General features: G+C 63.6%; 23 protein-coding genes. 9 read left to right on the top strand and 14 right to left on the bottom strand.

The features are described 5' to 3' along the window. Complete coding sequence (gene moaB / locus J0I79_RS24090; protein ID WP_292865027.1) at positions 1–555, top strand: molybdenum cofactor biosynthesis protein B; 555 nt, start codon at positions 1–3, stop codon at positions 553–555. Positions 556–695: 140 nt separating this feature from the next. Next, positions 696–1,121: a hypothetical protein gene (locus J0I79_RS24085; protein ID WP_292865024.1), complete on the top strand. Its 426-nt coding sequence runs from the start codon at positions 696–698 to the stop codon at positions 1,119–1,121. 6 nt (positions 1,122–1,127) lie between these two features. Here J0I79_RS24085 and J0I79_RS24080 read toward each other — a convergent pair whose 3' ends face one another. After that, complete coding sequence (locus J0I79_RS24080) at positions 1,128–2,102, bottom strand: hypothetical protein (RefSeq protein ID WP_292865021.1); 975 nt, start codon at positions 2,100–2,102, stop codon at positions 1,128–1,130. A 146-nt stretch (positions 2,103–2,248) separates the two neighbouring features. Then, positions 2,249–2,776 carry a glycosyltransferase gene (locus J0I79_RS24075; protein WP_292865057.1) on the bottom strand — a complete coding sequence of 176 codons (528 nt, stop codon included), beginning with the start codon at positions 2,774–2,776 and terminating at the stop codon, positions 2,249–2,251. 150 nt (positions 2,777–2,926) lie between these two features. Here J0I79_RS24075 and J0I79_RS24070 point away from each other — a divergent pair, with 150 nt between their 5' ends. Together J0I79_RS24070 and J0I79_RS24065 are read left to right on the top strand one after the other, a co-directional pair. Further along, positions 2,927–4,081 carry a PA0069 family radical SAM protein gene (locus J0I79_RS24070; RefSeq protein ID WP_292865054.1) on the top strand — a complete coding sequence of 385 codons (1,155 nt, stop codon included), beginning with the start codon at positions 2,927–2,929 and terminating at the stop codon, positions 4,079–4,081. Positions 4,082–4,233: 152 nt separating this feature from the next. After that, positions 4,234–4,929 (top strand): ribonuclease HII, encoded by a 696-nt coding sequence (locus tag J0I79_RS24065; protein WP_292865017.1) that lies wholly within the window; start codon positions 4,234–4,236, stop codon positions 4,927–4,929. Positions 4,930–5,192: 263 nt separating this feature from the next. On the opposite strand, the gene J0I79_RS24060 is transcribed toward J0I79_RS24065, so the two are convergent. From J0I79_RS24060 to J0I79_RS24030, 7 genes are all read right to left on the bottom strand, one after another. Further along, the gene (locus tag J0I79_RS24060) at positions 5,193–5,684 is read right to left on the bottom strand and encodes a F0F1 ATP synthase subunit B (protein ID WP_292865014.1); all 492 of its coding nucleotides are present in this window, start codon (positions 5,682–5,684) and stop codon (positions 5,193–5,195) included. 10 nt (positions 5,685–5,694) lie between these two features. After that, entirely contained in the window at positions 5,695–6,276 is a 582-nt protein-coding gene (locus tag J0I79_RS24055) for a F0F1 ATP synthase subunit B (RefSeq protein ID WP_292865011.1), read from the bottom strand. A 62-nt stretch (positions 6,277–6,338) separates the two neighbouring features. After that, entirely contained in the window at positions 6,339–6,563 is a 225-nt protein-coding gene (locus tag J0I79_RS24050) for a F0F1 ATP synthase subunit C (protein ID WP_027164582.1), read from the bottom strand. 82 nt (positions 6,564–6,645) lie between these two features. After that, the gene (locus tag J0I79_RS24045; RefSeq protein ID WP_292865008.1) at positions 6,646–7,404 is read right to left on the bottom strand and encodes a F0F1 ATP synthase subunit A; all 759 of its coding nucleotides are present in this window, start codon (positions 7,402–7,404) and stop codon (positions 6,646–6,648) included. A gap of 70 nt (positions 7,405–7,474) precedes the next feature. After that, positions 7,475–7,864 (bottom strand): AtpZ/AtpI family protein, encoded by a 390-nt coding sequence (locus J0I79_RS24040; RefSeq protein WP_292865005.1) that lies wholly within the window; start codon positions 7,862–7,864, stop codon positions 7,475–7,477. 256 nt (positions 7,865–8,120) lie between these two features. Continuing rightward, positions 8,121–9,305, bottom strand: a complete 1,185-nt coding sequence (locus tag J0I79_RS24035) for a cell wall hydrolase (RefSeq protein ID WP_292865002.1) — start codon at positions 9,303–9,305, stop codon at positions 8,121–8,123. A gap of 120 nt (positions 9,306–9,425) precedes the next feature. Then, positions 9,426–10,739 (bottom strand): MFS transporter, encoded by a 1,314-nt coding sequence (locus tag J0I79_RS24030; RefSeq protein WP_292864999.1) that lies wholly within the window; start codon positions 10,737–10,739, stop codon positions 9,426–9,428. Between the two features lie 116 nt (positions 10,740–10,855). On the opposite strand from J0I79_RS24030, the gene J0I79_RS24025 reads away from it, so the two are divergent. Next, a complete protein-coding gene (locus tag J0I79_RS24025; protein ID WP_292864996.1) occupies positions 10,856–11,746 on the top strand; it encodes a LysR substrate-binding domain-containing protein in 891 nt (296 codons plus the stop codon). A 24-nt stretch (positions 11,747–11,770) separates the two neighbouring features. Here J0I79_RS24025 and der read toward each other — a convergent pair whose 3' ends face one another. Further along, on the bottom strand, positions 11,771–13,204 hold the full coding sequence (gene der, locus J0I79_RS24020) for a ribosome biogenesis GTPase Der (protein ID WP_292864993.1): 1,434 nt from the start codon (positions 13,202–13,204) through the stop codon (positions 11,771–11,773). Positions 13,205–13,268: 64 nt separating this feature from the next. Next, positions 13,269–13,934, bottom strand: coding sequence for a tetratricopeptide repeat protein (locus J0I79_RS24015; protein WP_292864990.1), 666 nt, complete (start codon positions 13,932–13,934; stop codon positions 13,269–13,271). Between the two features lie 216 nt (positions 13,935–14,150). Between J0I79_RS24015 and J0I79_RS24010 the strand changes: the two genes are divergently transcribed. After that, complete coding sequence (locus J0I79_RS24010) at positions 14,151–15,158, top strand: polysaccharide deacetylase (RefSeq protein ID WP_292865051.1); 1,008 nt, start codon at positions 14,151–14,153, stop codon at positions 15,156–15,158. Positions 15,159–15,195: 37 nt separating this feature from the next. Here the strand turns inward: J0I79_RS24010 and sbmA are convergent, their stop codons facing one another. From sbmA to J0I79_RS23995, 3 genes are all read right to left on the bottom strand, one after another. After that, entirely contained in the window at positions 15,196–16,455 is a 1,260-nt protein-coding gene (gene sbmA / locus J0I79_RS24005) for a peptide antibiotic transporter SbmA (RefSeq protein WP_292864987.1), read from the bottom strand. A 114-nt stretch (positions 16,456–16,569) separates the two neighbouring features. Further along, a complete protein-coding gene (locus J0I79_RS24000) occupies positions 16,570–17,730 on the bottom strand; it encodes a YbfB/YjiJ family MFS transporter (protein ID WP_292864985.1) in 1,161 nt (386 codons plus the stop codon). A gap of 96 nt (positions 17,731–17,826) precedes the next feature. After that, a complete protein-coding gene (locus J0I79_RS23995) occupies positions 17,827–18,051 on the bottom strand; it encodes a hypothetical protein (RefSeq protein ID WP_292864982.1) in 225 nt (74 codons plus the stop codon). Between the two features lie 97 nt (positions 18,052–18,148). Between J0I79_RS23995 and J0I79_RS23990 the strand changes: the two genes are divergently transcribed. The 3 genes from J0I79_RS23990 to J0I79_RS23980 are packed head-to-tail and all read left to right on the top strand — an operon-like array spanning position 18,149 to position 20,771. Beyond that, positions 18,149–19,141, top strand: a complete 993-nt coding sequence (locus tag J0I79_RS23990) for a LysR substrate-binding domain-containing protein (RefSeq protein ID WP_292864979.1) — start codon at positions 18,149–18,151, stop codon at positions 19,139–19,141. After that, positions 19,138–20,394, top strand: coding sequence for an aminopeptidase (locus J0I79_RS23985; RefSeq protein ID WP_292864976.1), 1,257 nt, complete (start codon positions 19,138–19,140; stop codon positions 20,392–20,394). Before J0I79_RS23990 ends, J0I79_RS23985 begins: the two co-directional genes overlap by 4 nt. A 20-nt stretch (positions 20,395–20,414) precedes the next feature. Continuing rightward, positions 20,415–20,771: a DUF488 domain-containing protein gene (locus tag J0I79_RS23980; RefSeq protein WP_292864973.1), complete on the top strand. Its 357-nt coding sequence runs from the start codon at positions 20,415–20,417 to the stop codon at positions 20,769–20,771. The last annotated feature ends 221 nt before the right edge of the window (positions 20,772–20,992 follow it).

The following is a 20,992-nucleotide window of genomic DNA, read 5'->3' as shown; positions in this document are numbered from 1 at the left end:
ATGGCAGGGATCAACGAGAGCCGTTCCTTCATTCCCGTAGGGATCGCGGTGCTGACCGTTTCCGATACGCGCAGCCTGACCGATGACAAATCCGGCCAGACACTGGCCGATCGCATCGTCGAAGCCGGCCATACCCTTGCCGCCCGCGATATCGTCACCGACGACCGCGAAAAAATCCGCGACAGGGTGCTGGCATGGTCGCGCGACAAGGCAATCGATGTGGTCATCACCACGGGCGGCACCGGCTTCACCGGGCGCGATGTCACGCCCGAAGCCCTGGAACCGATCTTCGAAAAGCGCATGGACGGCTTTTCCGAAGTGTTCCACCGCATTTCCTACGACAAGATCGGCACCTCGACGATCCAGAGCCGCGCGACCGGCGGCGTCGTCAACGCCACCTTCGTCTTCGTGCTGCCGGGTTCGCCCGGCGCCTGCAAGGACGCCTGGGACGGTATCCTCAAGGCGCAGCTCGACTACCGCCACATGCCCTGCAATTTCGTCGAGATCATGCCACGCCTGGACGAGCATCTGCGGCGTGGAAAGTCGGCTTCGTAGAAGCCAAGGTAAAACTCCGGTTTGGCGCCCTGTTCGCCAGGTGGAATTTCGGCACGGCCTTCGAAACGCCATTCCAGACCGGGCGTCCGAGCCCTACCCTCCCGTGCTGCGATCCTGTCGTTCATGACGAGGCCCAAGCAATGACCATGCATGTCGGTGGATGCCATTGCGGCAACATTCGTCTCGGGTTTTCCACCGCGCTCGAATTGCCTGAAATGGAAGTCCGTGCCTGCCAATGTTCGTTCTGCGTCAAACACGGCTCGCGCGCCGTTGCCGATCCGGGCGGCAGGTTGACCATCTCGGTCAAGGATGCGGCGCGCCTGCGAAAATACCGGTTCGGGTTGAGAACGGCGGACTACCTGATCTGCGGGGATTGCGGCGTCTACGTCGCCGCTGTCGCCGGCGACGATGAGGAGGCCAGGGCAATTGTCATCATCAACGCCCTGGACGCCCACGATCAGTTCAATCAACGGCCCGTCGCGGTGGATTTCGACAGGGAAAGCAGCGCGGAGCGGCAGGCCAGACGCCGCGCCCGCTGGATGCCCGTCGAGATGCGTTTCGAATGATCCGATTCAGCGGATGACCGGTTCGCCGTGGAAGCGCCGGCGCGAGGGCGTCGACACGCCAAAGCCGACTTCCATCATCAGCCGCGGCGTGCGCGCCGGCACGGTGCCCATGTGGAAACCGAAGGGATCCTCGACGAAACCCAGCCCCGCTTCGCCGGTCAGCGTCACCGGGCTCTGCTCGCCATAGACGTCCAGCACCTCCTCGGCGGGATGGCCGACCAGCAGCGTCAACTGGTGTCTGAGAGCCCGCCTGTTGTGGCTGCCCCTGACATAGACATGTGGACCCGTGCCCGCGTCGACGGGCACGAGGTAGAAGAAGAATTTCAACATCCGCCAGTCGTCGAGGTCAAAATGATACTTGCCGAGCGAGGCAAGGTTCTTGTCGGCATCGGATGCCTCGCCGGTCGGGAAGCTCCACCAGACGCGTGTCGTGATCAGCTTTGCCTGGGCGCCGAGATAATGCGCGGCGATGTCGAGAAGCAGGGGATCGCGCTGGATGGCGAGTGCCGCCGGACAGTCGAGGATGCGCTCGAAATAATGTCCGCTAAGCAGCGAACGGCCAAGGCGCTTCTCTGCCTCGGCATGCTCCTGCGGCATGAATTCGAGGCGGCGGTCGAAATTGCCGAAGCAGGGGGTACGCTCCGCGAAACGCGCGATCTCTTCATGGATTGCAGGCGGCAGGACAAGGCCTGAAAACAGACCATCGGAGCGCAGCGCGTCGACCACCGCCTTGCGCTCGACACCGGCGAACATGGTGTCGCCCTCATTGTTGGCCGGATGGACGCGTTTGGCGCCCAGCCAGTGCATGCGCCGCCCGGGCATGGTGCGCGCCAGCACGAACATCGGCAGCCAGGCCGGGTTTTCGCGCAGGTCCGTCATATAGGTCGGGATGCGCACGGCGATGCGGCGCAACAGGCTGCCATTGCGCGCTATGGCCTCGAGACTGGCCGCGCCGGATTTGTCTGGGATTGAAAGGTTCATCGGGTCCTCGTCTGCGAGGGCGGCACCCGATGCCGCATCGGTGTCCACCGCTCTTATGACCCAAACCCAATTCACCCGCCTCGATCGAAAGCTAACCCCACGTCACATTTTGTGCAATGCACAATGAATGGAGCACTTGCAAAAAATCACTTCGCCAAGCGACGCCCCGGTTTTGGCGGCGCCGGCCAGATCTCGGCGTCCAGCTTCTTTGTCGCCAGGCCGCGCGCCAACGCCTCGGCGCTGCCGGCGCTCTTCGACAAGGACGCCGCCTGGCGTTTGCTGATAACCAGCCCATCGGCCAGCGCCCGGTTTCCCGAAAGGACCCTAGCCAGGAAAGGCGCACGGCTGCCGCGCGTCCGCGAGAACCGCGCCGCCATGGTTTGCCTCGCCGTATGGGCCGCGACCGCCTCGATCCAGCCTTCCACGAGGCGCGCGCCCGGCTCCAGCAGCAGCAGCCAGTCACCCTTGGCCTGTCTTATGCCGGCGGCAATGCCGCCGCTGACCACATACTGGCAGCCGGCATGCTCGGCGACATGATGCGTCTGGTCGGTGGAGCCGGTGTCGCAGACGACGACCTCGCGCACCACCCCCTCGACGGCGCCGCCAATCAGCGAGCCGAGCGTGCGCGCAAGCCCCTCCTCGTCATTGTGCGTTTCGATGAGAACACTGAGCATCATCAGCCGAATAGCGGAAAGGCGCGAGGGACGCCAGTTTTTGCGACGCAACATAGAAAGTTCTTGATTTGTTCTCATCTAGGAAATAGGAATAATTTCATGAACAGAACGATTCGATACAACATGGACAGTCCCTGGGAGCGGGCGAAGATGGAACCGATCGTGCGCGCTGACATTGCAGCCTTTGGAGCAGGACGAGCCGAAATGGCCAATGCGATGATCGAGCAGAGCGGCATGCGCATCCGCCCCGACCGCAACCGCGGCCGCTCGGCAGGCATCAATCCGTCCGGCCGTTTCGAACCGGTCAGCCGGCATGTGTTCGACGACGGCTGGAGTTCGCTGGAGGAATTGCCGCCCTTCAAGACCGAGGTGCAGGTGGAAAAGCCGCGCACCATCATCACCCGCAACGAATCGCCCGACATCTCCTTCGACCGGTCGATCAATCCGTATCGTGGTTGCGAACATGGCTGTGTCTATTGCTTCGCGCGGCCGACGCATTCGTTCATGGGCCTTTCGCCGGGTCTGGATTTCGAATCCAAGCTGTTCGCCAAACCGGATGCGGCGCGCCTGCTCGACAAGGAACTGTCTAAGGACGGCTACCAGCCGCGCACCATCGCCATTGGCACCAACACCGATCCCTACCAGCCGATCGAGAAACAGTACCGGATCATGCGCGAAATCCTCGAAGTGCTGGAAGCGCGCGGTCATCCCGTCGGCATCGTCACCAAGTCGGCCCTGGTGACGCGCGACATCGACATATTGTCTCGCATGGCCGAACGCGGGCTGGCCAAGGTGGCGTTGTCCGTAACCACCATGGACCGTATGCTGGCACGCACCATGGAGCCGCGCGCCTCGACGCCGACCAAACGGCTCGAAGCCATCCGGCAGCTTTCGGATGCCGGCATTCCGGCGTCGGTCATGGTAGCGCCGATCATTCCGGGGCTTACCGACCAGGAGATGGAACGTATCCTCGATTCGGCACGCGCCGCCGGTGCGCGCGAGGCGGGCTATGTCGTGCTGCGCCTGCCGCTGGAGGTCAGCCCGATCTTCAAGGACTGGCTGCTGCGCCACTATCCCGACCGCTATCGCCATGTGATGTCGCTGATCCGTTCGATGCGCGACGGCAAGGACTACGATTCGGAATGGGGCAAGCGCATGAAGGGCGCCGGACCCTATGCATGGCAGATCGGCCGGCGCTTCGAGATCACCGCCAAGCGGCTCGGCCTCAATGCCGAGCGACGCACGCTGCGGACCGACCAGTTTGTGGCGGCCGGAAAAGACCAGGAGCAGTTGATGCTGCTGTGACAGTGCGGTTCGCCGTTGCGGCTTAATCCGCCACGGCAAGGAAATCCCGTCCGGCCTGCCCCGGCCTGCAGACGGTGCCCTCCCGGTCCGGCGCCCCACCCGACCCGGAGGGACTTGCGGAGAATCGGAGCCGATGCGAACCTCGCCGCAACATGGCTCGCGCGCGTTCCGATTCTCCGCTTCTCTTCGAAATGGTCGAGAAGCCCGATTTCTCCGTCGAGACGAAGGCGATGGCCGAAGGGCTGTGGCCCGTCGCCGGCATGGACGAGGCTGGCCGAGGCCCTCTGGCGGGACCAGTGGTCGCAGCGGCGGTGGTGCTCGATCCCGCCAACATTCCCGAGGGCCTCGACGATTCCAAACGGCTCAGCCATCTGCAGCGTGAGGCGCTGTTCCTGCGCATCCTTGGCTCGGCGCAGGCGGTTTCGATGGCCTCGATCAGCGCCGAAGGCATTGACGGCAGCAATATCCTCAAGGCCAGTCTCGAGGCTATGCGCCGCGCCTTGGTCGGGCTGTCCGTTCGGCCAAAACTAGCCCTTGCCGACGGCCGCGACGTACCGCCCGGATTGCCTTGCGATGGCCGCGCGCTCATCAAGGGCGACCAGCGCTCGCAGTCGATTGCCGCCGCCTCGATCGTCGCCAAGGTGATGCGCGACCGCATGATGTGCGGCTGCGGCAACCACCACGACCGCTACGGCTTCGAGATCCATATGGGCTACGCCACGGCCCGACACCGCACCGCGATCGAGGCGCATGGCCCCGTCGCCCGGCTGCATCGGGTGTCCTTCGCGCCGTTCAGGCTGGGCGGGAGCGAGATGATCGAGGAAGAAAGCCTCGTGGGGCTGGACTAGACGAAGCCGCTGTCTCCCCCTCGAGGGGGGAGATGTCGCCGAAGGCGACAGAGGGGGGTCGTTTCGACTGGACTCGACGGCCTTCTTGACGCCAGAAGATGAAGTCGGCTCTTCACGCGCTGCGACCCCCTCTGGCCTGCCGGCCATCTCCCCCTCAAGGAGGGAGATCACGCTCTCGCTGGCCTCGCCAACCTCCACTGTTGCACAACAAAAAAGCCGCCAGGTCGCCCGGGCGGCTTTTGAACTTTTTGAATAGTATCAGCTCAGTTGAGCTTCGCCTTCACGTCAGCGAGCGCCGACTTGAACAGATCCGCGCCGGCCTTGGCATCGACCTTGGCGGCGAGCAACGCGCGGGCCGCCTCGACCGCGATGTCGACGGCGCTGGCACGCACTTCACTGATCGCGTCGCGCTCGGCCTGACCGATCTTCTGTTCGGCCAGCGCGGTGCGCCTGCTGACATAATCCTCGGTCTTCTTGTGCGCCTCGGCGGCGAGCATCTCGGCTTCGCGCTTGGCGGCGGCGACGATCGCAGCGGCCTCCTGCTCGGCTTCCTTGCGCTTCTTCTGATACTGGCCAAGCAGTTGCTGGGCCTCGTCGCGCAGCTTGCGCGCCTCATCGAGCTCGTTGCTGATCCTGGCGGCGCGGGCATCCAGCGCCTTGGCGATCAGGCCCGGCACCTTGATGTAGATGGCGACGCCGATGAAGATGACCAGAGCAATCGTGGCCCAAAGCGTTGCGAGAGATGTAGCGTCCATGATGCGCTCCTCACCGGGCCACTGATTTGACCGCGGCCGCGACCTCGGTCTTGCTGGCCTTGCCGCCAACCAGAGCCTCGACGATCGAAGAAGCGGTGTCCTCGGCGATGCTGCCGACTTCCTTCATGGCATTGGCCTTGATGGAAGAAATGCGCGCCTCGGCCTCGCCCAGTTTCGCGTCGAGCTCGGCCTCGATCTTCTTGCGCGTGGTCTCGGCTTCCGCCTTGGCCGCGTCGCTGGCCTGCTGACCGATCGAGTTCGCGTTCTTCTTGGCCTCCGCCAGCTCCTGCTCGTAAGCAGCAACGGCAGCGTCGGCCTCGCCCTTCAACTTGCTCGCCTGATCGAGATCCTTGCTGATACGATCGTTGCGAACATCGATGATGCCGCCAAGACGCGGCATCGCCACCCGCTTCAGGAACAGGTAGAACAGGCCGAAGGTGATCGCCAGCCACAGAAGCTGCGACGGGAACGTCGCCGGATCGAATGGCGGGAACGTACCGTGCGCCTCGGCTGGCACGCCGGTGCTGGAATGCGTGTCGCCTTCCGTCGCGGCGGGCGCGGTCTCTTCCGCAAAGGCAGATGTCACGAACATCTCATTCCCCTGTCCATAAGGTAAGGTCGCATGATGCGCCTCCCTTCGTCAGCCTGTGTTGCTTACTTGAACACCAGGAGGAGTGCGATCAGGAGCGAGAAGATGCCCAGAGCTTCGGTCACGGCGAAGCCGAAGATCAGACGGCCGAACTGGCCATCGGCAGCCGACGGGTTGCGCAGCGCGCCCGAGAGATAGCTGCCGAAGATGTTGCCGAGGCCGATGCCCGCGCCGCCCATGCCGATGCAGGCGATACCAGCGCCGATTGCAGCTGCTGCAGTTGCGTCCATTTCAAAACTCCTGTGGTTTTCGTAGTCGTTGCGGTTGGTATGTTGGTAAGCAAACTGGCGCCGGGACGCCGGTGAAAGCGGATCAGTGGCTCGGGTGCAGAGCGTCGTTCAGATACATGCAGGTCAGCACCGCAAAGACGTAGGCTTGCAGGAAGGCGACGAGCAACTCGAGCGCCGTCAGCGCCACTGCCATGGCAAGCGGCAGCACCGAGCCCGCGATGCCTACGGCGCCCAGAGCGCTGAGGCTGACGACGAACCCCGAAAACACTTTCAGCGTGATGTGGCCGGCCAGCATGTTGGCGAACAGACGAACCGAGAGGCTGACCGGGCGCGATACGAAGGAAATCACCTCGATCGCCACGACGAGCGGCATCAGGTAAATCGGCACGCCGTGCGGCACGAACAGCTTGAGGAAGCCCAGGCCATGCTTCATGAAACCGTAGACGATCACGGTTCCGATCACCAGGATGGCAAGACCGAAGGTGACGATGATGTGGCTGGTGATGGTGAAGAAATAAGGGATCAGGCCAAGCAGATTGGCGACCAGCACGAACATGAACAGCGAAAACACCAGCGGGAAGAACCGCATGCCTTGCGTGCCGGCGGCGTCGCGCAACATGTTGCCGACGAACTCGTAAGCCATTTCGGAGACCGACTGAAGCCGGCCGGGAACAAGGCTGCGGCTCGACGTGGTGAGATAGAGGAACGCTGCCGCGACGATTACGGTCGCGACCATGAACAATGCCGAATTTGTGAAAGACACGTCATAGCTGCCGATCTTGATCGGAATCAGCTTGATGATATGGAACTGGTGGATCGGATCGACCTTGTCAGCAGCCACTTTACATCCCCGTCAAAGCCGAACACGGCTTCTAGTGTCTTGTTCACAGCGCCTGTAGCAGCGCCTCAGTTCATTCTTTCGGTTCGCGCGGTTTACCGCCCTGTCCGAATTCCGCCACAACACCTGCCGAACGCAGGACATTGAGGATGGCGGCACCAAATCCAAGCATCACGCCGATGATCAGACCCCATGGCGATGTTCCCGCCACGCGATCCAAAAACCAGCCAAGGCCCACACCCACCACTATCCCGGCGATGAACTCGCTGGACAGCTTGAGTGCCTGACCGTATCCGGTCACCGGTTTCGCGTCTTTCCCCTCGAGCCGGTTCGGCAGCCTTGTCGCAAGCGATGCTTCAAGTTCACGCCGACGTCGCTCAAGATCGTCATCGCGGATTTCGGCGTCATGCTGATTGCCGCGGCCGGTTTCTCCGGTTCCGTCTGGCCTGTTTTTATTGGCCATCGCAACCCCCCTGCCCGGTCAGACCGTCACCGTCCGTCCGCTTCTAAAGTCGCCGGCAACATAGTTAGAGGGTTTGCGCCCGTCAAGCCACGGGCGGAAGTTCAATGCCATGTATTTTATATAATAAAATCAATACCTTATAAAGGTGCGACATCGTGCCCGTCGCTAGGATGGGGATGTGCCGCGCGAATCCCCGCAGCAATGGCCCGTCGATCGGCGAGCAAGGCGCTTCAAAAGACCGGCGGCCGACAGGCCCTCAGCTCCAGCCGCCGCCATAGGTGCGGTAGAAGATATGCAAGCCGATCTTGGTCATCTTCTGCATCGTGCGCGCCCAGCCGGGATGGACGTATTGGGCGTAATAGTGTGTCGAGGATCCGACCTCCGGAATGAAGATCTTGCCGGCGGTGACGGCCATGGCGATGTCCTGCGCCGTCTTGTAGGCGACAGGATTGTCGATGCGCTTCTTCCTGCCGTCGCAGGCAAACGAAAACTGGCAACGGTTGAACCAGCTGTCGTTCTGGTAAACGACGCCGCAGATCGAATTGGGATAAGCGGGGTTGCGGACGCGGTTGAGGATGACCTGGGCGACAGCGGCCTGGCCGCGCACGGATTCGCCACGCGCCTCGAAATAGATGCCGTTGGCCAGGCACTTCTGCTCGGGCTTGGAGAAGACGCTCGCCGGAAGCGGGTTCTGGATCCACCAGTGATCACCCTTGGCCATTGGCGGAATGAAGCGGCCGCTGTTGGGCTGCTCGTCCTGCAGCAGGACCTCGAAGGGCGAGGCCTTGGCATAGTCGGGCTCGGATTGCGCATAGGCCGTCGCCAGCACATCGGGATGATCGTTGTTGACCAGAGCGGCGAGCATGGCCGGCACGCCGGGATCCGGCTTCTTGTCCTCGCGCGCATGGAATGCCGAAGCGATCTGGATTTCCTTGCCTTTGATCTGGGGCTTGGCGAAGGCCATCTTCAGATCGCCGTCCATGCTGGGCCGCATCAGGGAAGAGGTCCGTTCGAAGATCGATCCGGCATTGAAGTTCTTGGGCGGCGCCACGGGAGACACCTGGACGATGCGGCCCTTCTTGTCGGCACGCACGATCCGGTCCTCGTCCGGCGTGGCGCTGGCCTTGCCGCCCTTGCCGCGGAACGACACCGCGCCGATGCCGGGAAGCTTCACTCCGGAACCCGAGATCGAACCGGTGGTGCCGGAATCGACGAACGGCATCTCGGCGGCATGGACGGAGCCCGCAACGGATCTCTCGACGTAGGAATTCCAGCGCGCGGTCGGCGCTTCAAGGCCGGAAACCAGGCTTGTCATGTCCTGGTAGGCGGCGACGGTCGGAAAGCCGATCCAGATGCCTAGGCCGATGATGAACGGAGACACAAAATTGCGTTTCTTCTCACCGGCGGCGGCGACAAGCCGCTTCAAGACGCGTCGATGCACGGAACTCTCTCCAGGAACGCTACTGACCCCACTGGAGAGAAAATGATGCATTAACCTTGATGGGACGTTAACGGAACCGATCGGGTTTTCTCAGTCGGCTCATGGTCGCGGGTTCCCTGGTCATGCATTTCGCGGCGGAAGGGTTTGAACCGGCGGCAGGAAGATCGGCCGGGCGGCCAGCGCGCAGACGGCCGCGGACAGCCACACACCGGACCATGACCAGAGATGCAGGAGCCCGGGAATGGCCACCGGCACGAGGAAGAAGCCGACGAAAACGAAGCTGTTGGCGAGGCTGAGCGCGGTTCCGACATGGCCGGCGCCGGCCAGCGTGGCAAGTTCGGTATAGGCGACGCCGTGCCAGGCGGAGACGCAGATGCCCGCGACGACCAGCACGACGGGCAGGATTGCAACCAGGAAGAACTGGCCGCCGGAAATTGCGGGGCCGGCCACGACCAGCAGCCAAAGCAGGGCGAAGGCCAATCCGCTCAGCCCACTGCACAGGCGAAGAAACTGGCGGCGATTGCCGTGGCGGTCGGTGAAGCGGCCGCTCCAGACGCGCATGACCATGGCGCCGGTCTGCACGGCGGCAAGGCTGGCGCTGATCGACGCCGTCCCCAGCCCGGCGAAGTCATGCAGGAACACCGACGCGAAGGTGAGCACCGCGACCTGCGGGAAGCAGAGCAGGCCGATGGCGGTGGAGATGCGCCAGACCTCGATGTTGCGCAATGGCGGCGGGCCGGAAACGGCCGCCGAAACGGAGTGCCCCTCCCCCGTCGGCGGTTCGTGCAGCCAGCGCCAGGCGAACAAGGCGGAGACAGCGGAAGCGGCAGCCAACAGGCCGAACACCGCGGCAAAACCAAACGTCAGGGCGAGCGAAGGTAGGACGAGCGCGCCAAGGCCCCCGCCAAGCGGCACGGCGGTCTGTCTGATGCTCATGGCAAAGCCGCGCTCGCTGTCGCGGAACCAGGCCATGATGGCGCGGCCGCTCGATCCGTTGACACTGCCGCCGAGCAGGCCGGTGAGCAGCAGGCTCGCCGACAGCAGCGAGACGTCGGGAATGCCTGATCTGGTCGGCACGACGAACATCGCCATGGCCAGCAGCCACGCAGCGGTCGCGCCGAGCCCGATCAGCAGCACCCGGCGATCGCCCCACCGGTCGGTCAGCAGCCCCCAGGGCAATTCGCTGAGCGCCACGCCCAGCCCCAGAAGACCAAGCGCCACGCCGAGTTGGGCATTGCTCAGTTGATAGCCCTGGCGGAGCACGACCGCCGTTGCCGGTATGCCGGAGAAAGTCGCCGAAAACCCGGCATTAGCGGCGACACCGATGCCCAGGACTTTCCAGCGGTGGTTGGGTCCGAAGGCCCGGCCATCAGCAGCGCCGACGGCGCCTTGCCCTGATGATTGGCAATCGTTGCGCGTGACTATGGCAGACATCGATCCATTCCCGTGACGCCGGTCGACTGGCCTTGACGGGAGTGGTGTAGCCTCATAGCTTAATCCATAAAATCAGGATTTTTTTGATCTATAATCCTGAAAATTGGAACAATTCCATGCGACGCGTCACATTCGACCTCGACGTCCTCCGGACCTTCATCACCGGAATGGAGCTCGGCAGCTTCGCCAAGGCGGCCGAGCGGCTCGGCCGCTCGACCTCGGCCGTCAGCGCGCAGTTGAAGAAACTGGAGGAGCAGGCCGATACACCGATCTTCCGCAAGGCCGGGCGCGGCCTCGCGCTCACCGAAGCCGGCGAGACGATGCTGGGTTACGCGCGGCGGCTGATCGAGCTTAATGACGAAGCGGCCTCGGCCACCCGCGGCGTCGAACTGGAAGGCTGGGTACGGCTCGGCCTGCAGGAGGATTTCGGCGAAGCGGTGCTGCCTGACGTGCTCGGGCGCTTTGCCCGCGCCCATCCCAAGGTGCGGATCGAGGCGCGCATCGGGCGCAGCCATGAGCTTGCCGAGCGCGTCCTTTCCGGCAACCTCGACATGGCGCTCGCCTGGCACGACGGCAGAATGCTGCCATACAGCCGGCATATCGGCGACGTGCAGTCGCGCTGGATAGGCCCGGCGAAACCGATGGAGGCAGGTCGCCACCACGATGAGGCTCTGCCGCTGGTGATGTTCGAAGCCCCTTGCCTGCTGCGCACGGTCGCGACCGAGACGCTGGACCGTGCCGGGCTTGCCTGGCGCATGGCGTTCTCCAGCCCTAGCCTTAGCGGCATATGGGCGGCGGTCGCGGCCGGTCTCGGTTTGACGATCCGCACCGATATCGGCCTGCCCGCCAATGTCAGGGCGCTCGCGCCTGGACTGCTCGGCCTGCCAGCACTGCCGAAAATGGCGCTGCATCTGCATCAGAAGGACGCCGAGCTCGATCCCGTCGCGGCGCGGCTTGCCGACATTCTGCTGGAGGCGGTGCGGGGCCAACTGCGCAACGTGGCGTAACGAGCGGACGCCGGGCTCTGCTGCTCAGCGCTTCTTGGCCCGGCCAGCGAATGGATTGTCCGAGGTGCGCAACGCCATGCGGATCGGCACGCCCGGCAGGTCGAAGGCTTCACGCAGGCTGTTGGAGAGATAGCGGACGTAGCTTTGCGGCATTGCTTCCGGCCGCGAGCACTGGACCACGAAACCCGGCGGCCGTGTCTTGGCCTGGGTGACATATTTGACCTTCAGCCGGCGCCCGGCGACGGCGGGCGGCGGATGGTGGGCAAGGATGGCCTCCAGCCAGCGGTTGAGCCTGCCGGTCGAGACGCGGCTGTTCCAGACCTTGTGGGTCTTCAACACGGCATCCATCAGCTTGTCGAGGCCGCGCCCGGTCTCCGCCGAAACCGGCACGGCCTGGATGCCGCGGACCTGCGGCAGCAGCCGCTCGGTCTTCTCACGCAGTTCCGCAAGCATTTCCTGCGGATTGTCGATCAAATCCCATTTGTTGAAGGCGATTACCGGCGCCCGCCCCTCGCGGATGATCAGGTCGGCGATCTGCAGATCCTGCTTCTCGAAGGGAATGGTCGCATCGAGCACGATGATGACGATCTCGGCGAAGCGGATGGCGCGCAGACCGTCCTGCACCGACATCACTTCGAGCTTCTCGTGGATTCTGGCCTTGCGGCGCATGCCGGCCGTGTCGAAGAGTTTTATGCGGCGGCCGCGCCAGTCCCAGTCGACGGAAATCGAATCACGAGTGATGCCGGCTTCCGGACCCGTCAGCAGACGCTCCTCGCCGATCAGCGCATTGATCATCGTCGACTTGCCGGCATTTGGCCGGCCGACGACGGCGATGCGCATCGGCTTGGTGTCGTCATAGGCCGGGACGTCCTCGGCATCAGGGTCGGCAATATCCTCGCCGATCAGCACTTCGCTGGCGGCGATTTCCTCGTCGTCTTCATCCCCTTCGCCGAAGACACGGTCCTCACCCAGCGCCGCCACCACAGCATCGCGCAGGTCGGGCATGCCCTGGCCGTGTTCGGCCGAGACCGGGATCGGCTCGCCAAGACCGAGTTCCCAGGCCTCCAGCATGCCGCCCTGGGCGCCGCGCGCCTCGGCCTTGTTGGCGACCAGCACAACCGGCTTGCCGGATTTGCGCACGACCTCGGCAAAGGTCCTGTCGTCCGGCAGCAGGCCGGACTTGGCATCGATGGTGAAGAAGATCAGATCCGCCTCGCGGATGGCGATCTCGGTCTGGGCCCGCATGCGGCCAGGCAGCGTCGAGGCGCTGGCATCCTCGAAGCCGGCCGTGTCGATGACATCGAAATGGAGGTCGTAAAGCTTGGCGGCATGAACACGCCGGTCGCGCGTCACGCCCGGCGTGTCGTCAACAAGCGCCAGCTTCTTTCCCACCAGCCGATTGAAAAGAGTCGATTTGCCGACGTTAGGCCGGCCGATGATGGCGACTTTGAAGCTCATACCGACCTACAATCATGCATGTCGTTGTCCCAAAACCGCTGCACACTTTTGGGCGACATGCATTTTACGACGCGTTGCCCGAGCCGCGGATCAGCTCGGACATCAAGGTCGCCCGCTCGCGCGCGTTGCGCGGGGCGCCGTCATCTGCGGCAATCTGGTCGAACAGCTTCAGCGCGTCCTGCGTCTTGCCTTCCTTCCAGGCCGCGAGGCCGAGCGCCTCGCGCGCGGTGTGACGCAGCGTGTTGGTGTCCGAGGTCAGCGCCTCGACGCGGCTCGAGACGTCGGCGAAGGAGCCGTGGTCGACGAGCAGGAGCGCTGCTCTCAGCCGCGCCATGTCTCGAATTCCCTGTGGAATGGCGGTGTCGGCGGCGACATCGTCGAAATCCTTCACGGCAGCGGCGACGTCGCCCTTGCTGGCCTTGACGGTGGCGGCACGCATGCGGGCAAGCAGCGGATAGGCGCCGTAGCCATCCTTCTCCAGCTGATCGAGCGCGGCCAGCGCCTCGTCGTTCTTGCCGTCATTGGCGAGTTTCAGCGCCTGGGAGAAAGCATCGCCGGAGCGGTTGGCGCGAGTCTCGTCCCAGTAGCGGTAGCCGACGAAGGCGGCGGTGCCGAGCACCACGAGCACCGCGATGGCAAGCAGCGCCGGACCAAATCGGTCCCACAGCGCCTGCGCCTGTTCGCGGCGGATCTCGTCGTTGACTTCGCGGATGAAACTATCGTCGGACATCAATCAAAACCATTCCTGCCCCAAGCCAGGGCGGTTCATGAGCCCGCGTTTTAGCGAAATTTTGTCGGCATGGAAGGGGTTCCACGGGAAAATCACCCATTCCCCGAGGGCAAATGGATGTTTGCTCCGGGGAAACCAGCGGAAAGTACAATCGCACCCACGCCACATTTAGGCGATAGCCGGCTTTCTGATCGCCTGGAGCCTGCAAGTTTGCCGATACACGACCTGTACCGCGTTATCGCCCTGTCAGTTGCCTTGCCCGCCGCCGCCGGCGCGGCTCTCGCCGACCCGCCCGCGCCGCCGGCCGCGGCAAAACCGAAACAGATCGTCATCATCTCGTTCGACAGCGCGCGCGACATTCCGCAGTGGAAGCGAAGCCGGGCGCTGGCACAGCGCACCGGTGCGCATTTCACCTATTTCCTGTCCTGCGTCTTCCTGCTGTCGCCGGAGACCCGAGGGGAATACACAGCACCGGGCAAGACGGCGGGCAAATCGAATATCGGCTTTGCCGCCTCCAGGCAGGAAGTGGCCGGCCGGCTCGAGCAGATCGGGCTTGCCGCATCCGAGGGCCACGATATCGCCAGCCATGCCTGCGGCCATTTCGACGGCAAGGACTGGACGAAGGCCGACTGGCTGAAAGAGTTCGCCTCGTTCGAGCATATTCTGGAGAACGCCTACACGATCAACGGCATTACCTCAGAGCCGAAGGGCTGGCGCGATTTCGCGCGGCATGCGGTGGTTGGCTTCCGCGCACCATATCTGTCGACCGGCAAGGGGCTTTACGAAGCCCTGGAGGCGGCCGGCTATGCGTTCGACGCCAGCGGCGTTTCGAAAGGCCCTGCCCTGCCGCCGACCATCGACGGCATCACCCGCTTTTCACTGCCGCAGATACCCGAAGGTCCGAAGTCGCGGCTGGTGATCGCCATGGACTACAATCTCTACGTCAGGCATTCCGGCGGCTTCGAACGGCCAAGCAAGGCCGGTGAGTTCGCTGATCGCACGTACCAGGCGTTTCGCGCCGCCTTCGACGCGCAATACCAGGGCAAGCGCATTCCGCTGGAGCTCGGCTTCCACTTCACGCTGATGAATGACGGTGCCTACTGGAACGCGCTGGAGCGCTTCGCCGGCGAGGTCTGTGTCAAGGCGGACGTCGAATGCATCAGTTTTCGCGACTATGTCGAACGGCAGAATGCCGGCCGGAAGCAGGCAACGGTCGGCGGCTGATCCGCCGATCCGCCTCGCGTAAGGCCCGAGCCTCGGCTTACGCCGGATCCTCCGCGCCCTGCCTTGCCAGATAACGCTGGTCGATCTCGGGCAGCGGTTCGCCCAGCAGTGTCGCCTCGAAGGCACGCAGGCGCTTGTGAACCGATTGCAGCTCGACGATCGTCGACCACGAGGTGAGCAGGAACTGCAGCGAGCCCGTCACCTTGCCGAAGGCGTTCGAGATCTGATTCAGGGCACCGAAGGTTATCTTGTGCGCGACCAGCGACGGGCCGAGAATCAGCAGCGAGAAGATGTTGTCGGCCTGCAGGTAGGTGTACCGGACGACGTTGAAATAGATGTAGTGGAAATAGAGCCTGAAATAATTGTGCCGGACATTGGCGAACAGTTCGGCTGTCGTGGCCGGCTGCGCCCTGTCCGCATGATCCTCGCCATAGACCAGTTCCTTGCGGTAAGCCGCTTCGACGCGCTGGTTGCGGAACTGCAGCCCTGGCAGCTTCAGGCCGGCGATCATCACCGAGACCGTGCCGAACAGACACCAGGCAAGCGCGGCGACCACCAGTGGCTGCGGTATCGCGCCGACGATCGGCAATTCGCTGATATGGACCTGCAGCTGGATCATGACCGGCAGGAAGGCGATCAAGGTCATGATCGACTGGACAAAGCTGGAGCCCAGATCCTCCATGATCTGCGAGAACCGCATCGTGTCTTCCTGGATACGCTGCGAGGCACCCTCGATATGGCGCAGCCGGCCCCAGTTCTCGATGAAATAATTGTTCATCGCGGTGCGCCAGCGGAAGATCCAATGGCTGACGATGAAGGCATTGACGACCTGAACGTTCATGCCGACCAGCGCGAGCCATGAGAAGTCGGCCAGTCCGGTGTAGAATTCGCCGTTGGTCGATTTTCCCGTCCCCGACATCAGCCCTTGCACATAGTCGAAGAAAGGCCCGTACCAGGCGTTGACCGCGACACTGACCTGAACGTTGAAATAGATGAAGAACAGGATGACCGCGGTCATCAGGATCGACCAACGCTGCCACGGATGCGGCGAATACCAGCTCCAGAACGCGTAGAAGATGCCCACGCAGAGCGCGAAATAGATGTAGAACCACAGGAACGGCTTCGACACGAGAACGGCGATGCCGATGATCGGTGGCGCACCGGCGGCGGCCGGCGGAAGCCCGAAGACGGCGCCCAGTTGCTCGCCGCCGAAAAACCAGAAAAGGATCGCCGCAAGGCTCCAGATGGCGGCCGAAGAAAAGAAGAGCTTCGGCTGCGGGAAGAAGGATACGAACACTGTGGCGAATTCCTCGATCTGTGCGCAAATCAGCTGGGTTCAGCGGGCATAAAGTCACACATTAGGGGGAAAGAAAATGCCTGCCCGATGCCCGATGCCGAGCAAGACCACAAATCATGGCGATTTTGGCGCGGCCGACCATGTGATGACGCCGGAGAGGACCAGCATGGCCGCGGCGACGATCGAGGCAAGGAAGAAATCGCCCGATGCCTGAGCGAGCAGGCCGGCGACGACCGGGCCGATGATCTGGCCAAGGCCGAACGAGGCCGTCATCAGGGCAAAGACGCGCCGGGGCGCCCCTGGGGCCTGCTGGCGGGCGGCCTGCAAGCCGAGCGCGGTGATGGCGATGAAGGTGCCGCCGAGCAGCAGGCCGCCAAGCAGCGGCCCCACATAACCACCAAGCGCCACGCTGGCGGTGACGCCGACGACTTCGACGAAGCAGCTCAGCGCATAGGCAGCATAGAGCCCGGTCCGCGCCGCTATCTTCTGCCACAGCCAGACGGAAGGGAAACCGGCGAGGCCGGCCACCATCCACACCATCGCTTCGAAGACCCGGCTGCCGCCGCCTTGCCGGACAATGGCGACCAGGAATGTCGCCGTCACCACATAGCCGAAACCGAACAGGCCATAGGCAAGGATTACCTTTGTCAGCGCGCGGTTTCTCGGCAGCGCCGCCTCGCGGGCGTCCTCGCCATAGGCGATCGGCCCCTCGTTGACCAACAGCGCGACGACGACGAAGCCGACCGCGGAAATCGCCGCCGACCACAACCAACCCGACGCCCAGCCGGCATGTTCGGTGACCAGCAACGCCATCATCACCGCGGAGGTGGCAATGCCGAGGCCGACCCCGCCGAAATGCCAGGCCTGCAGGTCGCCACGGCCGGCAGCGGCAATGTGGCTAAACACGATGCTGGCCATGAACACCATGACGAAGGCGCTCGCCAGACCAGCCAGGAAGCGGATGGCGAGAAAGGCGACCATGGTGTCGGACAGTCCCATCAGCGCGACAAGGACGGTGCTGGCGCCGAGACCGGCCAGCATCAGCACACGTTCCCGTCTGTGCGCCCAGCCGCCCGCCGCGACCAGCGCGCCAACGAGATAACCGAGATAGTTGGCCGACGCGATCCAGCCGGCATTGGCCGGCGACAGATGCAATTCCTCCATCATGCCCGGCAGGATCGGCGTATAGACGAAACGGCCAATACCCATCGCCACGGCCATGGCGACCATGCCGGCGAAGGCGTAGCGCAGCGCTGTGGAGTTGGTCGGCGTCATTGCAGCGCACAATAAGTGCGCGCGCCGCCGAAACAATCCGCCTTCCGTTGGGCCAGCGCGCCGCAATGGCCAGCTTATGGGAGCAGAAGCCTGACGCTAGCAGCGCCCGCCAAAACCGGCATGCAGCGAAGCCGTCTCGTACACTGTGCGCCGCGCCGTCAGCCGGAACGGCACATCGCCGAGTTCGCGTTCCGACATCGTGTTCAGGACGGGGTGCGAGAGCGGATCGGTCAGCCACCGCGTCGCGTCGATATCTGATTTTGTCTCATCCGACGAACCGGCCGCGAACAGGACTTTCAGTGACGTCAACATCCTCAGCATGGCCCGGCTCCGCAGGTCTGTCTCCCATCCTTAAAATCCGCCGTCCGGCCGCGTCTTTCAATTGAGATTTCAGCCGGATCGGTTTAGAAAATCTCAAATGACCATGCTCAATCGCGTTCATCTCAACGGCCTTCGGGCGGTCGAGGCCGTCGCTCGCCTGGGCTCGCTGGCGGCAGCGGCCGGCGAACTCAACGTCTCGGTCAGCGCCGTCAGCCAGCAGATCAGCCGCACCGAAAAACAGCTCGGCCAGGCGCTGTTCGAGCGCACGGCGAGCGGTCTCGTCCTGACCGAATTCGGCACGGTCTTTTCGGCCCGTCTCGGCGCGGGGTTTCGCGAACTCGCACAGGCTGTGGCATTGGCCGATGAGGCAACCCAGTGCACGCTGGTGGTTTCGGCGGCACCTGCCTTCGCTTCGAAATGGCTGCTGCCCAGGCTGTCACGCCATTTTGACCGCCATCCCAACGTGCTGCTGCGCATCGACGCCTCGGTGCGGCTCGCCAATCTCGATCACTCCGACATCGACATCGCCATCCGGCTTGGCGACGGCAAATGGCCGGGCGGCAAGGCGGAGCTGCTTCTGGCACAGGAGGTTTTTCCCGTCTGCGCGCCCAGAATTGCACGAAAACTGAACTCGATCGGCGATCTCTCCCAGACCTGCGCCATCACCGATGAGCGCGCCATGATCAACTGGGAAAGCTGGTTCGCGGCCGCCGGCGTCCCGCCGGTCACCTTCCAGAAAGGCGCACGGTTTACCGATCCGATGCTATGTCTGGAATCGGCGATCGCCGGCCATGGCGTGATGCTGGGCTGGCAGTTGCTGGCGGCGGACGCGCTGGCCGACGGACGGCTTGTAGCCCCCTTCGGAATCCGCGCCCAGAGCGGGCTCGGATACTGGCTGGTGACCTCGGCCACCAAGGCCGAGAGCCGCAAGGTCCGGAACTTCAAAGCCTGGATCAGGGAAGAGATCGAGGCGACGATGGCGCAATTCGGATCGGTCGCCACGGGCACCCCAGAAGCGATCGCGGTGGAAAGCACCGGGGTGCCGGTCTATGGTGACACGGACATCAAACTACGGCAGGCAGGATCATGACCACACATTCGCGCGGCGTTTCCGCAACGATCGACCCGGTGAAGCTCGACAGGCTGGCGGAAGTCGCCATCAAGGTCGGATTGCAACTCCAGCCCGGGCAGGATCTGGTGCTGACCTCGTCGATCGCGGCATTGCCGCTCACCAGGCGCATCGTCGAACATGCCTACAAGGCCGGCGCCGGGCTGGTGACGCCGATCTTCAACGATGACGAGATCACGCTGGCACGCTTCCGCTATGGCGCCGATGCCGGTTTCGATCGCGCCGCCGGCTGGCTCTATGAAGGTATGGCCAAGGCCTTCTCCAACAATGCGGCGCGGCTTGCCGTGCGCGGCGAGGACCCCTCGCTGTTGTCGGCGCAGGACCCGGCGAAGGTGGCGCGCGCCAACAAGGCCAATTCGATGGCCTACCAGCCGGCGCTGGAGAAGATCACCGGCTTCGACATCAACTGGAACATCGTCGCCTACCCGGATCTGGCCTGGGCCAAGCAGGTGTTCCCGGATGACGCCGACGATGTCGCGGTTGCGAAGCTCGCCGACGCGATCTTCGCCGCCTCGCGCGTCGACGTGGAGGACCCGATCGGCAACTGGACGGCGCACAATGCGGCATTGCGCGGCCGCACCGAATGGCTGAACGGCCACAATTTCCACGCGTTGCATTTCACTGGCCCCGGCACCGACCTGACGGTCGGACTGGCGGACGGCCATGAATGGATGGGTGGCGCCTCGACCGCCAAGAACGGCATCACCTGCAATCCCAACATCCCGACCGAAGAAGTCTTCACGACGCCGCACGCCAGGCGGGTCGAGGGCCATGTCTCCTCGACCAAACCGCTGTCCTACCAGGGCACGCTGATCGACGAGATTTCGGTGCGCTTCGAGGGTGGGCGCATCGTCGAGGCCAAGGCCTCCAAGGGCGAAGACGTGCTGAAGAAGGTGCTCGATACCGACGAAGGGTCGCGCCGCCTCGGCGAAGTGGCGCTGGTGCCGCATTCCTCGCCGATCTCGGCCAGCGGGCTGCTGTTCTTCAACACGCTGTTCGACGAAAACGCCGCCTGCCACATCGCGCTCGGCCAATGCTATTCGAAATGCTTTGTCGACGGCGCTTCGCTCAGCCAGGACGAGATCGCGGCGCGGGGCGGCAACAAGAGCTTTATCCATATCGACTGGATGATCGGCTCGGACAAGATCGACATCGATGGCGTCAACAAAGACGGCAGCCGTGTGCCGGTCATGCGCAAGGGCGAATGGGCCTGAGGGCATTTGCGGAGGGTTTCGTGGCCTTCGACCTAGTGGTGAAGCGTATCTACGAGCCACCTGGATCCGACGACGGGCAGCGGGTGCTGGTCGACAGGATCTGGCCGCGCGGCGTCCGCAAGAAGGACGCCGCGTTGACGCTGTGGCTGAAAGACATCGCGCCGAGTGATGATCTGCGCAAATGGTTCGGGCATGAGCCTGAGCGCTGGGCCGAGTTCCAGAAGCGCTACCGCGCCGAGCTGGACGGAAATGGCGACGCCGTGACGGAACTGCGTGCCCTGCTTGGCAAGGGCAAGGTGACGCTGCTCTATGGCGCCCATGATGAGGCGCACAACAATGCCGTGGCGTTGGCGGCGTATTTGCGAACTCGTGCGTAAGCGCTGAGAGGTCGGCGGGACAGCGCCCCCCTCTGTCCTGCCGGACATCTCCCCCACAAGGGCAGGGCAATCGCATATGGATTCTTGCGAAGGGGACCCCCACCCTAACCCTCCCCACAAGGGGGAGGGAACGCTGCCGCGCGCCCTATCCATCTTCATGTTGAGGATCGAAACCTCACTATTGGCCACAATCAGCGCCGGCCAAGTCTCCCTCCCCCTTG

The organism is Mesorhizobium sp. (assembly GCF_017306585.1).
In the GTDB taxonomy this organism is placed as follows: Bacteria; Pseudomonadota; Alphaproteobacteria; order Rhizobiales; family Rhizobiaceae; genus Mesorhizobium.
Note: the sequence above shows the minus strand (reverse complement) of the source record. Positions and strands in the feature narration are given on the sequence as shown.

What these genes read in the sequence shown, in the direction of transcription:
- moaB (WP_292865027.1), top strand. Translation starts at nt 1, where the DNA reads ATGGCAGGGATCAACGAGAGCCGTTCCTTCATTCCCGTAGGGATCGCG.
- J0I79_RS24085 (WP_292865024.1), top strand. Translation starts at nt 696, where the DNA reads ATGACCATGCATGTCGGTGGATGCCATTGCGGCAACATTCGTCTCGGG.
- J0I79_RS24080 (WP_292865021.1), bottom strand. Translation starts at nt 2,102, where the DNA reads ATGAACCTTTCAATCCCAGACAAATCCGGCGCGGCCAGTCTCGAGGCC.
- J0I79_RS24075 (WP_292865057.1), bottom strand. Translation starts at nt 2,776, where the DNA reads ATGCTCAGTGTTCTCATCGAAACGCACAATGACGAGGAGGGGCTTGCG.
- J0I79_RS24070 (WP_292865054.1), top strand. Translation starts at nt 2,927, where the DNA reads ATGGAACCGATCGTGCGCGCTGACATTGCAGCCTTTGGAGCAGGACGA.
- J0I79_RS24065 (WP_292865017.1), top strand. Translation starts at nt 4,234, where the DNA reads ATGGCTCGCGCGCGTTCCGATTCTCCGCTTCTCTTCGAAATGGTCGAG.
- J0I79_RS24060 (WP_292865014.1), bottom strand. Translation starts at nt 5,684, where the DNA reads ATGGACGCTACATCTCTCGCAACGCTTTGGGCCACGATTGCTCTGGTC.
- J0I79_RS24055 (WP_292865011.1), bottom strand. Translation starts at nt 6,276, where the DNA reads ATGTTCGTGACATCTGCCTTTGCGGAAGAGACCGCGCCCGCCGCGACG.
- J0I79_RS24050 (WP_027164582.1), bottom strand. Translation starts at nt 6,563, where the DNA reads ATGGACGCAACTGCAGCAGCTGCAATCGGCGCTGGTATCGCCTGCATC.
- J0I79_RS24040 (WP_292865005.1), bottom strand. Translation starts at nt 7,864, where the DNA reads ATGGCCAATAAAAACAGGCCAGACGGAACCGGAGAAACCGGCCGCGGC.
- J0I79_RS24030 (WP_292864999.1), bottom strand. Translation starts at nt 10,739, where the DNA reads ATGTCTGCCATAGTCACGCGCAACGATTGCCAATCATCAGGGCAAGGC.
- J0I79_RS24025 (WP_292864996.1), top strand. Translation starts at nt 10,856, where the DNA reads ATGCGACGCGTCACATTCGACCTCGACGTCCTCCGGACCTTCATCACC.
- der (WP_292864993.1), bottom strand. Translation starts at nt 13,204, where the DNA reads ATGAGCTTCAAAGTCGCCATCATCGGCCGGCCTAACGTCGGCAAATCG.
- J0I79_RS24015 (WP_292864990.1), bottom strand. Translation starts at nt 13,934, where the DNA reads ATGTCCGACGATAGTTTCATCCGCGAAGTCAACGACGAGATCCGCCGC.
- J0I79_RS24000 (WP_292864985.1), bottom strand. Translation starts at nt 17,730, where the DNA reads ATGACGCCGACCAACTCCACAGCGCTGCGCTACGCCTTCGCCGGCATG.
- J0I79_RS23995 (WP_292864982.1), bottom strand. Translation starts at nt 18,051, where the DNA reads ATGCTGAGGATGTTGACGTCACTGAAAGTCCTGTTCGCGGCCGGTTCG.
- J0I79_RS23990 (WP_292864979.1), top strand. Translation starts at nt 18,149, where the DNA reads ATGACCATGCTCAATCGCGTTCATCTCAACGGCCTTCGGGCGGTCGAG.
- J0I79_RS23985 (WP_292864976.1), top strand. Translation starts at nt 19,138, where the DNA reads ATGACCACACATTCGCGCGGCGTTTCCGCAACGATCGACCCGGTGAAG.